This window comes from Methylobacterium nodulans ORS 2060, assembly GCF_000022085.1.
Taxonomy (GTDB): Bacteria; Pseudomonadota; Alphaproteobacteria; order Rhizobiales; family Beijerinckiaceae; genus Methylobacterium; species Methylobacterium nodulans.
The window spans coordinates 1,553,486-1,567,749 of sequence record NC_011894.1 but is presented as its reverse complement, the minus strand read 5'-3'; the positions used below and the strand labels follow the sequence as shown (position 1 = coordinate 1,567,749).

13 protein-coding genes are annotated in these 14,264 nt (G+C 71.2%); 2 read left to right on the top strand and 11 right to left on the bottom strand.

Going from position 1 to position 14,264, the window contains the following annotated elements:
* Positions 1-138: 138 nt before the first annotated feature.
* Entirely contained in the window at positions 139-2,421 is a 2,283-nt protein-coding gene (locus MNOD_RS07135; protein ID WP_015928171.1) for a lytic transglycosylase domain-containing protein, read from the top strand.
* 541 nt (positions 2,422-2,962) lie between these two features.
* Here the strand turns inward: MNOD_RS07135 and MNOD_RS07130 are convergent.
* From MNOD_RS07130 to MNOD_RS07100, 7 genes are all read right to left on the bottom strand, one after another.
* Complete coding sequence (locus tag MNOD_RS07130) at positions 2,963-3,268, bottom strand: hypothetical protein (RefSeq protein ID WP_015928169.1); 306 nt, start codon at positions 3,266-3,268, stop codon at positions 2,963-2,965.
* Between the two features lie 8 nt (positions 3,269-3,276).
* Positions 3,277-5,115 carry an OmpA family protein gene (locus tag MNOD_RS07125; RefSeq protein WP_015928168.1) on the bottom strand — a complete coding sequence of 613 codons (1,839 nt, stop codon included), beginning with the start codon at positions 5,113-5,115 and terminating at the stop codon, positions 3,277-3,279.
* Between the two features lie 167 nt (positions 5,116-5,282).
* Positions 5,283-6,866 (bottom strand): porin, encoded by a 1,584-nt coding sequence (locus tag MNOD_RS07120; RefSeq protein WP_015928167.1) that lies wholly within the window; start codon positions 6,864-6,866, stop codon positions 5,283-5,285.
* Positions 6,867-7,370: 504 nt separating this feature from the next.
* Positions 7,371-9,194, bottom strand: coding sequence for an ABC-F family ATP-binding cassette domain-containing protein (locus MNOD_RS07115; protein ID WP_015928166.1), 1,824 nt, complete (start codon positions 9,192-9,194; stop codon positions 7,371-7,373).
* A gap of 204 nt (positions 9,195-9,398) precedes the next feature.
* Positions 9,399-9,599, bottom strand: a complete 201-nt coding sequence (locus MNOD_RS42755; RefSeq protein WP_015928165.1) for a hypothetical protein — start codon at positions 9,597-9,599, stop codon at positions 9,399-9,401.
* 57 nt (positions 9,600-9,656) lie between these two features.
* Entirely contained in the window at positions 9,657-9,971 is a 315-nt protein-coding gene (locus MNOD_RS07105; protein WP_015928164.1) for a polyhydroxyalkanoic acid system family protein, read from the bottom strand.
* 157 nt (positions 9,972-10,128) lie between these two features.
* The gene (locus MNOD_RS07100; protein WP_015928163.1) at positions 10,129-10,503 is read right to left on the bottom strand and encodes a septal ring lytic transglycosylase RlpA family protein; all 375 of its coding nucleotides are present in this window, start codon (positions 10,501-10,503) and stop codon (positions 10,129-10,131) included.
* Between the two features lie 351 nt (positions 10,504-10,854).
* On the opposite strand from MNOD_RS07100, the gene MNOD_RS07095 reads away from it, so the two are divergent.
* Positions 10,855-12,045: a site-specific DNA-methyltransferase gene (locus MNOD_RS07095; protein WP_280113451.1), complete on the top strand. Its 1,191-nt coding sequence runs from the start codon at positions 10,855-10,857 to the stop codon at positions 12,043-12,045.
* 213 nt (positions 12,046-12,258) lie between these two features.
* Here MNOD_RS07095 and MNOD_RS07090 read toward each other — a convergent pair whose 3' ends face one another.
* The 4 genes from MNOD_RS07090 to MNOD_RS07075 form a co-directional block, all read right to left on the bottom strand.
* On the bottom strand, positions 12,259-12,492 hold the full coding sequence (locus MNOD_RS07090) for a DUF2171 domain-containing protein (protein WP_015928161.1): 234 nt from the start codon (positions 12,490-12,492) through the stop codon (positions 12,259-12,261).
* A gap of 147 nt (positions 12,493-12,639) precedes the next feature.
* Positions 12,640-12,888 (bottom strand): hypothetical protein, encoded by a 249-nt coding sequence (locus MNOD_RS07085; protein ID WP_015928160.1) that lies wholly within the window; start codon positions 12,886-12,888, stop codon positions 12,640-12,642.
* Between the two features lie 142 nt (positions 12,889-13,030).
* Complete coding sequence (locus MNOD_RS07080; RefSeq protein WP_015928159.1) at positions 13,031-13,234, bottom strand: hypothetical protein; 204 nt, start codon at positions 13,232-13,234, stop codon at positions 13,031-13,033.
* Positions 13,235-13,482: 248 nt separating this feature from the next.
* Positions 13,483-14,055: a PepSY domain-containing protein gene (locus MNOD_RS07075; protein ID WP_015928158.1), complete on the bottom strand. Its 573-nt coding sequence runs from the start codon at positions 14,053-14,055 to the stop codon at positions 13,483-13,485.
* Positions 14,056-14,264 lie beyond the last annotated feature (209 nt).

Here is a 14,264-nt window from a genome sequence, read left to right as displayed (position 1 = left end):
CTTCTGCGGCTGTCCCGTATCGCCCGACACATAGGCTGTCGCCCGGCCGGGCGCAAACCGCAAAACCTACGGTTAATGCCTTCTTAAGGCGGCGCTTCCACGATGGCGTGTCCGCTCTCGCCTAGGAGACCGACGACCATGCAGCTCCCGGCCCGACGGCGCCGCCTCGCGGTCCTCACGCTCCTCGCCTCCGGAACCGCGCTGGCCGCCCTCTGCGGTCCCGCCGTGCGGGCGGCGGATCCCGAAGGCGAGGGCGCCGGCGCCGCCCGGGTCCAACCGGCCGCCGCGGAGGGCGCGGATCTCGCCGGCACCTTACGCAGCACGGCCGGCCCCGAGGAGCCCGCCTCCCGTCCGGCCGGGTCTTCCCCGGACCAGCCCCTGCCCGCCGCGGCCTCGGCCTATGCCTCGGCGGATCCGGAGATGCGGATCCCGTTCCCGGCCCCCGACGCGGCCGTGACCCCGCCGGCCCCGCCGGCCCCGAACGTGCCGGATCCGGGCCGCCCGACTCCGGCGGTGGACATCGACGCCCCGGCCCTGCGCAGCGCCATCGATGCCTATCGGCGCGGGCAGGTGGAGGAGGGCGACCGCCAGCGGGACGCCTTCGCGGATCCGGCCGTGCGCATGCTGCTGGACTGGGTGGCGATCCGGGCCGGCGCCGGGATCGGCTTCGAGCGGGTCATCGGCTTCATCCGCGACAACCCGGACTGGCCGGTCGGCAGCGTGATCCGGCGGCGGGTCGAGGAGGCGCTGCTGAGCCAGCGCAAGGCCCCGAGCGTCGTGCGGGCCTATTTCGCCACGCGCCGCCCCGCGAGCCCGCCCGGAAAATTCGCCCTGGCGCTGGCCCTGAAGGCCGACGGCCTGACCGAGGATGCCGCCGCCCTCGCGCGCGACCTGTGGCGGCAGGACAGTTTCGGCCGCACCCTCGAACTCAAGGTCCTGGACGCCTTCCCGGGCGTCCTCACCGAGATCGACCACCGCGCCCGCATGGAGCGGGCGCTGATGAAGGAGGACTGGGAGGCGGCCGGCCGCGCCGCCACCTATGCGGGCAAGAGCTACGGCACGCTGGTGCGGGCGCGGCGCGCCGTCGAGGCCAAGGCCTCGAACGCCCAGAGCATCCTCGATGCGGTCCCGCCGAGCCTGCGCGGGGATTCCTCCTATCTCTTCTCCCGCGCGCAGTTCCTGCGCCGGATCGACAAGCCCGCCGAGGCGGCGGCGGTGCTGCTGAGCGCGCCCCGCAACCCGGAGGTGCTGGTCGATCCCGACGAATGGTGGATCGAGCGCCGCATCGTCGCGCGCAAGCTCCTCGACCTCGGCGACGCGAAGACGGCCTACGCGGTGGTGGCCGGGCACAGCGCGCGGGCGGTGGAGAAGCGCATCGAGGCGGAGTTCCACGCAGGGTGGATCGCGCTGCGCTTCCTCAACGACGCAGCCCTCGGCGCGAAGCACTTCGCGGCTGCCGCCGAGGCGGCCGAGACGCCGATCTCGATCGCGCGGGCCACCTACTGGCAGGGCCGGGCCGCCGAGGCGATGGGCCAGGCGGCGGAGGCCCGGACCTTCTACGAGCGGGCCGCCGCCCAGCCGATCGCCTATTACGGCCAGCTCGCCCGGGCCAAGCTCGGCCAGGGCACCCTCGCCCTGCGCATGGCCGGCACGCTCGAAGGCGCGGCCCGCACGGCCTTCGAGGAGCGGCCGGTGATCCGGGCCCTGCGCATCCTCGCGGCGGCCGGGATGCGGGAGCAGGCGCTGCCCCTCTACATCGACCTCGCGCAGCGGCTGAGCGACCCGGCGGAGCTGAACGCCCTTGGCGACGTCGCGGTGGCGGACAACGACCCGCGGGCCCTGGTGGCGCTCGGCAAGGTCGCGGTGCAGCGGGGTCTCCCCCTCGACCGCCACGCCTATCCGGTGAACGGCATCCCGGCCTACGAGGCCTTCTCGGCGGTGCCGCAGGTGGAGAAGGCCATGGTCTTCGCCATCGCCCGCCAGGAGAGCCAGTTCGATCCGCGGGCGCAGTCGAGCGTCGGCGCGCGGGGATTGATGCAGATGATGCCGGCGACGGCCCAGCGCACCGCGCGCCGGGTGAGCGCCGCCTTCGATGCCGCGCGCCTGCTCAGCGACCCGGCCTACAATGCCCGCCTCGGCCAGGCCCATCTCGGCGAGCTGATGGAGGATTGGCGCGGTTCCTACATCCTGGCCTTCGCCTCCTACAATGCGGGCGGCGGCAACGTGAAGAAGTGGATCGACGCCTACGGCGACCCCCGCGACCCGAAGGTCGACCCAATCGACTGGGTGGAGCGCATCCCCTTCACGGAGACCCGCAACTACGTGCAGCGGGTGACCGAGAACCTGCAGGTCTACCGCAACCGGCTGGACGGCAAGAGCGCGCTCCTGATCCAGGACGACCTGCGCCGCGGCACGCGCTGAACGCGCGCGGATCCCGACGAAGTCGCCGGGTCCACGAACCGTGGTGCCGAGGGTTCGGTGGTCCTGCCGAACCGCCCGATCCCGTGCGCGATCTCAATCGCAAACGCACCCTCCTCGGGGGCGGCATTCCGCATGGCGTCTCCTGAGGCTTCATCCGTCAGGATCGGCGCAGCTGGTGGCGAACTCAATCGAAATCCACGGTCGTGGAGGCCCCGACGGCCCTCAATCGAAACACCCGACGGCCCTCAATCGAAACAGAGGAGCGTGGAAGCCCCACGCTCCTCTGAGACGATCATCAGTCGTCACGCCCGGCCATCGCCCGCTCTCCCTGTCCCGGGCGCATGCGGCGGCAGCGGAATGCGACCCGGGATCCAGCACAAGACGTCGCGCAGCGACCGCTCGTCAGCCACGCTGGAGGCAACCGGAGCCGCTTCGCGGCGAGTCCTCATGCTGGTTCCCGGATCTCCTTCCGCTGTCGCTCCAGTCGTCCGGGAAAGGGCGGGGAACTTGTGATCCGGTCTTCGATCCTCCGGAAACCGGATCAGCTCCCCCGCCCCTCTCCCGCTCCGGAGAGGGAGGCGGGAGGGCGCGGCCGCGCCGCACCAAGCAGGCAGCCAGCCACGTAGGGGATGAGCAGCAGGGCCGCGGTCTCGACCCAGAGCCCGGCCCGGCCGGGGACGAGCTCCGCGGCGGCGACGGCCGCGACCACAGCGGCGAGCGCCAGAACCGCGAGGGCGGCGAGGCGCGCCGCACGCCCGCTCGGCCGATGCATCAACCATCCGGTTGCGATCCCGAGGGCGAGCGCCGCCAGGCAGGCGGGCCAGAGGGCGGCGAGCAGGACCGACATCGCGGCGCTCAGGAGCGGAGCGCGAAGGCGACGGCCCGGCGCTGGGCGTCGCCCGAAACGGCCGCCACGCGATCGGCCGGAACCCCGGCCTTCAACAGGTAGTCGACGATCGCGGCAGCGCGGCGCTGCGGGAGGGTCACGTCGGGCATCTCCGGCTCGGGGACCGGCTCGGCCTTGGCTTTGCCCTTCGCGGATTTGGCGGGCTTGGGTGCGGACGGCTTGGGCGCGGGCGGCTTGGCAGGCGGGACGGTGCCGGGCGGATCGTCGTGGCCCGCGACCTCGATCCTGGCGCCGGGGCAGGTCCGGGCGAGCGTCGCGAGATCATCGAGCGTCGGGTAGAAATCCGCCTGCAGGTCGGCGCTGCCGGGGGCGAATCGGACGGTGCGCGGCTCGATCCGCTCGGCGAAGGCGGTGCGGCAGGTCGCGGCATCGAAGGCGGGAGCCTCGTCCTTCGCCCGCACGCTGACCTCGGCGCGCCAGCCGGCGGGCACCAGGCGCTCGCCGCTGGCGGTGAGGCGGCGGGCGCTCTCCGCATAGAGACTCTCGCCGGTGAGCCGCAGCACCTGATCGGTCACCGTGACCTCAACGCGGGCGAGCTGGCCGAGCGGCACGGAAGCGGCCCGGAGGACCGCCAGCAGCCCCGCCGGCGCCCCGTCCGACAGGCGGGTGCGGTCGACGATGCGCTCGCCGAAGAACTGGGGGCGCAGAGCGGCGAGGAGGGCCGCGCGGGTTTCGGCGTCGGGCAGGTGACCGGTGAGCGTCACGGCCTCGGCATCCCGCCGGATTCCGACCCTGTAGGGCTGGACCGGGCTCGCCGTCAGGTCGACGCGGCCCGGCGAGAGGCCCTCGGGCAGGCTGCCGGTGGTGAGGGCGTCGGCCTCCCGGACCGCCTGGGCGTCGATGGCCGCGCCGCGGACCGAGAGCGTCGCGCCGTCGAGCGCGACGGCCCCGTCGCGCACCAGCGCCAGAGCGGCGAAGGCCCGCTCGATCAGGGCGCGCGACTCGATGCCCGCCGGCAAGCCGCGGGCGGTCCGCATCGCGTCCTCCACCGGGGCTCCGTTGGAGAGCCTGCGGGCTGCGGCGAGGATCGCGGCCCGGTCGGCCTCCGAGACCGTGTAGCCGTCGAGCCGGATGCTCCCGTCCGGACGGCGCGTCGCCGACCACGCGAAGGGCTGGACCACGGCCGGGGCGAGCGAGACCGCGCCGAGATCGAAGCCCGCGGGGAGTGACGCGAGAGCGGCGCGCACCGCCTCGTAATCCTCGACCGTGGCGGCCTCGCCCTCGAGCGTCAGCGTATGATCCTGCAGCCCGGCCGTCGCGCCGGGTGCAAGGCGGGCCACCTGACTCATCAGGAACGCCGCCGCCTCCGCGAAGCCGGACGGCGCGCCGCGGGCGGCCCGGGCCGCATCGTGAAGCGCAACCGTGTCGGGCAGGAGCGGCGCGAGGCGGCCGGAGAGGTCGGCCCGCTTCACCTCGGCCGGACGATAGCCGCGCAGGTCGATGCGCTCCTCCGAGCGGCGGTGGGCGGTCCAGACGAAGGGCGTCTGCTCGGCGACGATGTCGAGGCGGTCGACGATGCGGCGGGCCCCGGGAATCTCGCGCAGGCGGTCGAGGGCGGCCTCGCGTTCGGCTGCGCTCGGCGCGTCGCCCTGGGCCACGAAGTCTCGCCCGCGCCGTTCGACGCGCAGCCACGGCTCGCCCGCCTCGCCGGAGGTGGCGGCGGCGAGGGCCTCGGCCGGCGCCGTGAGCGCCGCGTCGAGGCCGACCTCCGCATGATGCATCGCCCCCACCCAGAGGGCGGCCAGACAGGGAAGGCCGGCGAGCCAGCCGATCGCACGAACCGACACGCATGCACCTCTCAGGCGCGCGAGACCGGGCGCGCCGGAGAGAGGTCTGCACCCCGTTTGGGGCTCAAGCAAGGCACGCCCCGAATGCCGGGCAGGGCGGCCCTCGAACGCGAAGAGCCCCGGCGAGATGCCGGGGCTCCGCGTGTGGCTTGCTTCGCGCGTGCGACTTAGAAGTCGCGCTGCACGCGCATGCGGACCTGGAACGTGTCCTGGCTGTTCAGCTTCGGCGCGGCGGCGATCTGGGCCGGAGTGGCGGTGGCCAGGTTGACGGCCACACCCTTGTTCGGGTCGATGATACGCCCGTTGTTCAGAGCCTGGCGCACGTAGAGACCCTCGACGCCGATATCGAGGTCCTTCACCGGCGACCAGATCAGGCTGCCGCCCGCGACGATCTGGTTGGAGTCGCGAAGGACCGGGCTGAACGCGAGGGCCGCGAGTCCGCCCGGTGCCGTGACCGGGTTCGGGAGGCCACCGACGTTGAGCAGCGCGCTGTTGAAGCGAGCCCGCTGGCTGTAGCTGATCTCACCATAGCTGCCGAAGAAGGCCGACCGCCACTCGGGAGTCCAGTAGTGCAGGTACGATGCCACGACCGTCCAGCTGTTGGACAGGTTGAGCCTGCCCGTCACCGGATCGACGACGGCATCAGCGTAGTACTGGTTGAATATACCGGCGGTCGCACTGCCGGTCAGGGTATAGGTGCCGTTATAGGCGGGGATGCCGGTGTAGACCGTTGTGCCCTCGCCGTAGGCGCCCTGGAGGTAGAGGGCATCACCCGCGGCGATGAAGGGCAGGTTGACCTTCAGGCCGCCCTGAACCGCCCAGCCGTACTCGCTCGGCGTACGGGCGCGCACCACGGCGTTGCCGTTGAGGGGGCCCGTGGTGACGAAGTTGCCGGTGTTGACCTCGTGAACGGCCGCCGAGATCTGCGCCGAGCCCCAAGCAGCGTCGTAGCGCAGGGCGCCGACGAAGTCGGGCATCCGCGACCGCTGGATCACGTCGAGGTTGGCGAAGCCCAGGCCCTGACCGGGGGTGAGGATCGGAGCGAGGTTCGAGACGACTGGCAAGGCAGCAGCGGTCGTGCTCGTGAGGGCGGCAGAGATGTTCCCGAAGATCGGGTTCTTGCGGAAGTTCGGGTCTTCCATCGAGATCGTCGCCGAGAAGCCCTCGCCGAAGGTCGCCGTGTAGGCGAGGAGGTTCGTCGAGGAGACGTCAGAGCCCAGCGAGACGGCGTTGATTTCGAAGTCGTGGGCGTAGAAGTCGAAGAACGAGGCCGCGCGCCCGGCGGTGAGGCCGGCGAACTGGATGAAGGCCTTGTCGACGTTCACGTATTGCTGGACGCGCGCCGACGTGTCGACGCCGGTGGCCGCGAAGGCGTTGGCGATGCGCTCCTGGGTGCCCGACTTCAAGAAGCCGCCGGTGCGGCTGGCGAGTTCGAAGCGGACGAAGGCGCGCAGGGTGCCGTAGCCGGTTTGGGTGCGGGCGTCGAGGTTCAGACGGCCGAGGCCGCGATAGCCCGTGGTGTCACCGCGAATGAGGGGCTGGACGTAGGTGGCCTCGAAGCGGGCGCGGCCGCCGACGCGCAGGCAGGTATCGGTGCCGGGGATGTAGAAGAAGCCGGCGCCGTAGGCCGAGCAGATCCGCACGTACTCAACCGGCGCCGCCTTCTTGACCGGCAGATCCGCCGCCTGCGCCCCCGCCACGACCGTCAGACCAGCAGCAGACCCGAGCAGTAAGCTCTTAACGAGCCTCATCGAGACCTCCAAAGTTTCGAGACCCTTGGGGTGAACGACTGTGCTACCCGGATCCGGAAGGATCCGATCCACGCCACTCTTATCCCCGCCGACTCAGCCCTCCCGCACGGGGCAGCGGCCGAACCGCTCCGGACGTTGTGTCCGGCGCAAGGGCACCATGCGGGAGGCTCCCGAACCGATCAACACTGTTCCGCTTGCCGCGCCGGAGCGTGGCCGGCTTTCCGCCGCATTGTTGCAGGCAGGCAACGAAAACTTGCGCGAGCTTGGGAGACCGTGCCGAGCCGCCCGCGCATCAGGGCATTTCGGCCGATTGCTTGTATTCAATGGATTGCCGGACGGACCACTATCAGTCCAGCGGCGCGCCCGGCGGAGCATCCGCCGGCCGCCTCCGGGAGCGCATGATTCGCGGATGCTCCTCGCCGCCCTCCCGCGCGGAGACTCGCCACGCCGCTTCCGCAAGTCCCGACCGGCAGGCGAGGTTCTGATGGTTGAGTCGAGGGCCGGTCAGCCTTCCAGCTCCTCCCGGCGCATCTCGAGGGTCAGCCAGCGCTCCTCGGCCGCCGCGAGGTCGGCCTCGGCGGTGGCGAGCCCGCGGGAGATGGTCTCGAACCGCGCGGGGTCGCGGGCGTAGAGGGTCGGGTCGGCCAGGGCGGTGCTCAGCTTCTGCACGGCGGCTTCGAGGGCCGCGATGCGTCCGGGCAGGGTCTTGAGCTCGTGCTGCTCGTTGAAGCCGAGGCGGCGGCGCGGGGCGGGCTCCGCCCGCGGCGCCTTCGGGGTGGCCCGGGGGGCGGGCTCCCGGGGGGCGGGCTTGGCCTCGCTGCGGCGCGCCTCGACCCCGGCGCCGCGCTGGGCGACCATGTCGGAATAGCCCCCCGCATAGGCCGTCCAGCGCCCCTCCCCTTCCGAGACCAGCACCGTGTCCACGACCCGATCGAGGAAGTCGCGGTCGTGGCTCACCAGGATCAGCGTGCCGGGGAAATCCGACAGCATCTCCTGCAAAAGATCCAGGGTTTCGAGGTCGAGGTCGTTCGTCGGCTCGTCGAAGACCAGGAGGTTCGCGGGCGTCGCGAGCGCCCGGGCGATCAGCAGGCGGTTGCGCTCGCCGCCCGAGAGGACGCCGACGGGCGTGCGCGCCTGCTCGGGGGCGAACAGGAAGTCCTTCATGTAGCCGACGACGTGGCGGCTCTGGCCGCCGACCGTCACGCTGTCGCTGCCGCCCCCGGTGAGCATCTCGGCGACGCTCCGCTGCGGATCGAGGGCGGCGCGGCGCTGGTCGAGGAGGTTGAGGGTCACGTTCGCCCCGAGCCGCACCGTGCCGGCATCCGGCGCGAGCCGGCCGGTGAGGAGGTTGACGAGGGTCGTCTTGCCCGCGCCGTTGGGGCCGACGATGCCGAGCCGGTCGCCCCGGTGGATGCGTAAGGAAAGGTCGCGCACGATCGGCCGCCCGTCATAGGACTTGGTCGCCCGCACGGCCTCCGCCACCAGCGTCCCGGAGGCCTCCGCCTCGCTCGCCGTCATGCTGATGCTGCCGACCGGCCCGCGGTGCTCGCGGCGCCGGCGGCGCAGCTCGTGCAGGCCCGCGAGGCGCTTGACGTTGCGCTTGCGCCGGGCGGTGACGCCGTAGCGCAGCCAATCCTCCTCGGCCGCGATCCTGCGCTCGAGCTTGTGGCGCTCGCGCTCCTCCTCCTCGAAGAAGGCGTCGCGCCACGCCTCGAAGGCGCCGAATCCCTGCTCGATCCGCCGCGTCACGCCGCGGTCGAGCCAGATCGTCGAGGTCGACAGGGCTTCGAGGAAGCGCCGGTCGTGGCTGATCAGCACGAGGGCCGAGCGCGTTCCCTTCAGCTCCGCCTCCAGCCACTCGATCGCCGGCAGGTCGAGGTGGTTCGTCGGCTCGTCGAGGAGGAGGATGTCGGGCTCGGGCGCGAGCGCCTGCGCGAGGGCGGCACGGCGGGTCTCGCCCCCCGAGAGGCGGGCCGGATCCTCCTCACCGGTGAGGCCGAGGCTCTCCAGGAGGTAGCGGGCGCGGTAGGGCTCGTCGCCGGGGCCGAGCCCCGCCTCCACGAAGGCGAGCGTGGTCGGGAAGCCCGAGAAGTCGGGCTCCTGCGCGAGATAGCGCACCGTCGCGCCGGGCTGGAGGAAGCGCAGGCCGCGATCCGGCTCGATCAGGCCCGCGGCGATGCGCAGGAGCGTCGACTTGCCCGAGCCGTTGCGGCCGACGAGGCAGGCGCGCTCGCCGGGCGCGATGGCGAGGTCCGCCTGCACGATGAGCGGCGTGCCGCCGAAGGTCAGGGCGACGTCCTGGAGGGTGAGGAGCGGGGGAGCGGCCATGGGCGGGGTTTATGGCAGCGCGCGGCCTCCGGCAAAAGCCGCCAGCGTCCGGACGATCCGCCGGAGACCCTGCGGCATGAATCCCGTCTCGCCCGGACCCTTCGCCACCCGCCGGGAGATCGACGGCACCGTCGGGGTCGCCGCCTCGACGCGCGGGATCGCGAGGGTGTCCGGGGCGCCGGCTTGGCTTCGCGCGGATCCCCCTCACATCCTCGGATTGGCCGGGCCGGTCGGCGCCGGGTCCGGCGTGACCGCGGGCGAGTTGCCGGGGTCGCTGACCGGGATCTCCAGCGGCTGGTCGCCCGGCGCCTCGGGCGGCACCGTGGTCGGGGTATCGGGGCCGGGGCCGGGGCTCGGCGGCACGGGATCGTAGGGCTGGTCCGGCGGGGATCCGGGATTGGCCATCGGGGCGCTCCAGTTCGGATGTCCCGACCCAACCGGGTCCTGCCGCAGGAGTTCCGGCTACTTCTTCGTCAGAAGCTTCGTCCCGTTGTGGCCGATGACCTGCTGCACCTTGCTCGCGAAGAGCGAGAGGATCCGCGGCAGGTTCACCTCGACGCGCACGGTATCCTCGGCCACGTCGATATGGCCGTCCACCTTCTGGTTCAGGGCGCCGACCACGAAGGACAGGCGCTCGCCCTCCCAGGAGGCATCGGCCATGCTGAGGCCCGCCTTCTGCAGCAGCGCCTTGGCTTCGCCGATCCCACCATCGAGGCGCCGGTGCGCCTCGGCCAGTCCGAGTTGGTGTGGGATCACCACGACCAGGGGTTTCGCCATCGCGTCAGCTCCTTCGCGTCCTCCGCCCGCGAACGGTCATCCGGACGGCACGGACCGCCGGACGGATCATCCATAACCAGCGCGACGGTTCCGAGAAAGCTGAACGTGCGACAGCGGGCGCAGGGTCCGCGGAACGCGGGCCGACCCGGGCGTTTCGTCAATCGATCCGTTCGAGGGCGACGTGGGTGACGCCACCCATGCCGATGGCGCGCGCGGAGGCGCGGCTGAGATCGATGATGCGCCCGCGCGCGAAGGGGCCGCGGTCGTTGATCCGGACCACCACCGAGCGGCCGTTGGCGGTGTTGGTGACCCGCACGCGGCTGCCGAAGGGCAGGCTGCGATGGGCCGCGGTCAGGTCGTTGGGATTGAAGCGCTCGCCGTTCGCCGTGCGCTGACCGGAGGCATACCACGAGGCGCCGCCGGTCTGGGCCGCGGCCGTGCCGACCGCTCCCATCCCCATCAGGCCGGCCAGGGCGAGGGCGCCCCCGAGACACGCCGCAACCGGTCGACGCTCAGCACCTACGATGTTCATCCCGCATTCCGTGATTGTTGATCTGCGGCGGACAATCGAATCAGAACCCGACGAAACTATGACGGGCCTCGCGCGTTATGATCGACCGCCCGTGTGCAGATCTCCCACGAGCCATCTCGGGCATCAGCTTGCCCGTTGCTCGCAGGCGGGGCGCCCTCATCGGAGACTTGACTGGTCCGGGTGAATTCCTGCGGTTTTCAGTCTTCGCAAGTCACGGCGGGCCGGGGCGCCGCAGGCGCCCGGCAAAAACTGCAGCCCCAATTCGAGACGCCGAATGTTTCTGCGGGCAACGCAGCCTTTACCCTGAGCGGGCCATGGTCGCGCCTGTCAGTCGCGTAACCGGTGTCCGCCATGGCTTCCCCGCGTACCGCGGTCGCCGGCGCCGCCGCCCGGAATCAGGTCTCGCGTACCGGGCGTGCCGCGCCGGCGCCGCGGATGGGTCTCGTCCCGTCCGTCCCGCGCCTTCCCCTCGACGAAGTGATCCACGGCGATTGCATCGCCGCCCTGGATGCGCTGCCGCCGTCGAGCGTGGATCTCGTCTTCGCGGATCCGCCCTACAACCTCCAGCTCGGGCCTGCGTCGCTGCTGCGGCCGGACCAGAGCGCCGTCGACGCCGTCGACGACGACTGGGACCAGTTCGCGAGCTTCGAGGCCTACGATGCCTTCACCCGCCAGTGGCTCCAGGCTTGCCGCCGGGTGATGAAACCCAACGCCACCCTCTGGGTGATCGGGTCCTACCACAACATCTTCCGGGTCGGGAGCGCGCTGCAGGATCTTGGTTTCTGGATCCTCAACGACATCGTGTGGCGCAAGGCCAACCCGATGCCGAACTTCCGCGGCAAGCGCTTCACCAACGCGCACGAGACCCTGATCTGGGCATCGCGCAGCGCGCAGAAGGGCTACACGTTCCACTACGAGGCGCTGAAGGGCGGCAACGACGACCTGCAGATGCGCTCGGACTGGTTCCTGCCGCTCTGCACGGGCGAGGAGCGCCTGAAGGGCGCGGATGGCCGCAAGCTGCACCCGACGCAGAAGCCCGAGGCGCTCGTCGCCCGCACGATCCTGTCGGCCTCGAATCCCGGCGATGTGGTGCTCGATCCCTTCTTCGGCACCGGCACGACCGGGGCGGCGGCCAAGCGCCTCGGGCGCCGCTTCATCGGCATCGAGCGCGAGCCCGCCTACGTGCAGGCCGCCCGGGAGCGGATCGCCGCGGTCGAGCCGCTCTCGACGGCGGCGCTGCTGACGGCGCCGACGAAGCGCGCCGAGCCGCGGGTGCCCTTCCTCAGCCTGCTGGAGGCCGGCCTGATCCGGGCGGGCAGCCAGCTCACCGACGAGCGCCGCCGCTTCAAGGCGCTGGTGCGCCCCGACGGCACGATCAGCGCAGGCCCGGCCTGCGGCTCGATCCACAAGATCGGCGCGCTCGTCCAGGGACTGCCGGCCTGCAACGGCTGGACCTTCTGGCATGCCGAGCGCGGGGGCCGGCTGGTGCCGATCGACGCGTTCCGCGCCGAGATCCGGGCGGGCCTGGGCTCGGCGGCCTGACCGACGCGCCCCGTCAGGCCGGAATCCCCTTGCTGCCGATCGTCCGACTGCCCCCGGTCGGCCGCTGATCGCCGATCCCGGGATCGTCCCGCATTCCGCCCTCCGGCCTTGTCCGCGTCGGAGCCGACCGGTCGCGGGCACCGCCGAGGTCGCATCCCGGCCGGTCCTGCCCGCCGCCCGCCGGGCTCTCCGCCGGGCTCCTGGCGGAGCGCGCTATGCGGTGGCCCACTCGTCCTTGGCTTGCGCGGTCGTGCGGTTCAGGCGGACCTGCCCGCCCTCGATGCTGGCGATCGAGTCGATGTGGATGAAGTGATGGTGCCCGCCGGCATCCGGGTCGCTCGCGGTCAGCTTGATGCGCTGGCCGTCGAGGTGGTCCACCGTGCCGACATGGCCGCCATCCGAACCCACCACGGGCATGTGTTCCTTGATGCGGCTGGTATCGACCATGATGTTCGCTCCGAGATTGCCGCGACCAACGGCAGTCCGGAGAGCGGGTTCCTGGCGGTTGCCGCACCAGGCGCAAAGCCGGCCGGCGGCCCATCAGGGCCTCCGCACCCGTCCGATCGTCGGCCCCGCCGCGAACCCCCGCCACGATCATCGCGGCCGGGCGCGCTCCTCGCACCAGACCGTCCAGGTGAAATCGAGATGCGGCGTGTAGACCTCACGCACGATCTTGCAGACGACTCCGTCCAACCACTTGCCCTCGCCGATCCGGGGCACCTCAGATTTCGTGATGATCCCACCATCGTAGAGCGTTCTGGTCCCGTCGCGCCGTGTGATCACATACTGGACGCGATTTGTCCGCCGGTGCTCGGCATGGACCCCTTCGTCAAATCCGGGCATGTCACGGTCCTTTCCGAAGCAAGAAGTGCTCGATCGGCCGCTTGAGCAGGGTGGCGCTGCTCTGCCCCGCCATCCTGCCTGGATTTCCTTGATTCCGCATCATTCCTGTCGCCGAACCGTGAGACACTTCGGCGAAGGATGCTCAGCTCCCCAGATGCCCGATGGCCGCCTCGATCTTGTCGACTGCGACCCGGATCTGAGCGGCCTGCTCCTTCAACGCCTCCACGGTGGACCGCCCCGGATTCTCCTCGGTCCACCAACAACCGTCATCGATGACTTGAAGCAGGCGGCCCATCCGGGCGTGCTCATGCTTGAGGGATTCGATAAACTCTCTGTTGGTACTCATAGCAGCACTCCGTTCTTCAACCGAGAGTACTGCGCCGGGAGACGGATCACCAGAATCCGCCGCGATGGCGGATACCCGCGCTGTCCCGGCCCGGGATCCGACGGCCCAGGGCCGTCAGGCAGCCCCCGACGCGCCGTGACGAAGATCGTCTTGGATCTTTCGAGATCGATCGGATCCGGACGAACGCGGGGGCCGGTCGGTCGGCCCGCCCCCGCGATCGCCACAGGTACGATCGGAGCGCCGAACGGTCAGTCCGCGACGACCTTGCCGTCCGGGCCGACCTTGATCTCCTGCGATCGATCGGCCAGCGCCACGGAAATCTCGTAGACGACGGATTGGCCGTCACGCTCGACCTCGGCCTCGTAGGCCTTGCCGCCGCCCGCCTTCTGCTCGGCGATCGCGAGCGCATCCTTCAGCGAAACCGTCGCTTTCTGGAAGTCGTCGACCTTCAGGCGGGTGAAATAGCGCTCGATCGGCTGGTTCTCACTCTTGTAGAGCTTGCCCGTCTCGGCATCGATCCCATGCTCGACGAGCTTGCCATCCGGATAGACGACCTTGATGCTCCAGTGCATTGGGTTCTTGCCATCGGCCTTTTCGAAATCGGCATCGATGGCCCGCCCCTTGTCGCCGTGGCTCTCGGCCGTCGCGATCGCCTCGGCGAGGCTTACCTTGGCCGCCCTGGCCGCCTCGAACTCCTTCATGTCGCGGCTGGAGGCGGGTGCCGGGGCGGTGGCCGGCGCCGTGGGGGCGGGTGCCTGGGCCAAGGCCAGGCCGGTGGTCAGCGCCAGCAGGCCGGCAGCGGTCGTGAAACGGTTCAACATGGCAGGACCTCCTTGTTCCGAAGCGGTTTCGGATCCCGGCAACGCTTCGGGACCGGCTTGGTTGCTCAAGCAGGCCGCGGTTTCGGGCGCCCGCCCGACCTCGCGGCCCTGAACGGCGCCACCCGGCCGACCGGAGTGTCCTTACAACCTTTGACAAGCTTGCGTGCAATGCGGCAGAACCGGCATACTTGTTGACAGGTGGCCCGACC

Bases quoted from the DNA above. Each gene is read 5' to 3' on its own strand.
- MNOD_RS07135 (WP_015928171.1), top strand. From the start codon at position 139: ATGCAGCTCCCGGCCCGACGGCGCCGCCTCGCGGTCCTCACGCTCCTC.
- MNOD_RS07130 (WP_015928169.1), bottom strand. From the start codon at position 3,268: ATGTCGGTCCTGCTCGCCGCCCTCTGGCCCGCCTGCCTGGCGGCGCTC.
- MNOD_RS07120 (WP_015928167.1), bottom strand. From the start codon at position 6,866: ATGAGGCTCGTTAAGAGCTTACTGCTCGGGTCTGCTGCTGGTCTGACG.
- MNOD_RS07115 (WP_015928166.1), bottom strand. From the start codon at position 9,194: ATGGCCGCTCCCCCGCTCCTCACCCTCCAGGACGTCGCCCTGACCTTC.
- MNOD_RS42755 (WP_015928165.1), bottom strand. From the start codon at position 9,599: ATGGCCAATCCCGGATCCCCGCCGGACCAGCCCTACGATCCCGTGCCG.
- MNOD_RS07105 (WP_015928164.1), bottom strand. From the start codon at position 9,971: ATGGCGAAACCCCTGGTCGTGGTGATCCCACACCAACTCGGACTGGCC.
- MNOD_RS07100 (WP_015928163.1), bottom strand. From the start codon at position 10,503: ATGAACATCGTAGGTGCTGAGCGTCGACCGGTTGCGGCGTGTCTCGGG.
- MNOD_RS07095 (WP_280113451.1), top strand. From the start codon at position 10,855: ATGGCTTCCCCGCGTACCGCGGTCGCCGGCGCCGCCGCCCGGAATCAG.
- MNOD_RS07090 (WP_015928161.1), bottom strand. From the start codon at position 12,492: ATGGTCGATACCAGCCGCATCAAGGAACACATGCCCGTGGTGGGTTCG.
- MNOD_RS07085 (WP_015928160.1), bottom strand. From the start codon at position 12,888: ATGCCCGGATTTGACGAAGGGGTCCATGCCGAGCACCGGCGGACAAAT.
- MNOD_RS07080 (WP_015928159.1), bottom strand. From the start codon at position 13,234: ATGAGTACCAACAGAGAGTTTATCGAATCCCTCAAGCATGAGCACGCC.
- MNOD_RS07075 (WP_015928158.1), bottom strand. From the start codon at position 14,055: ATGTTGAACCGTTTCACGACCGCTGCCGGCCTGCTGGCGCTGACCACC.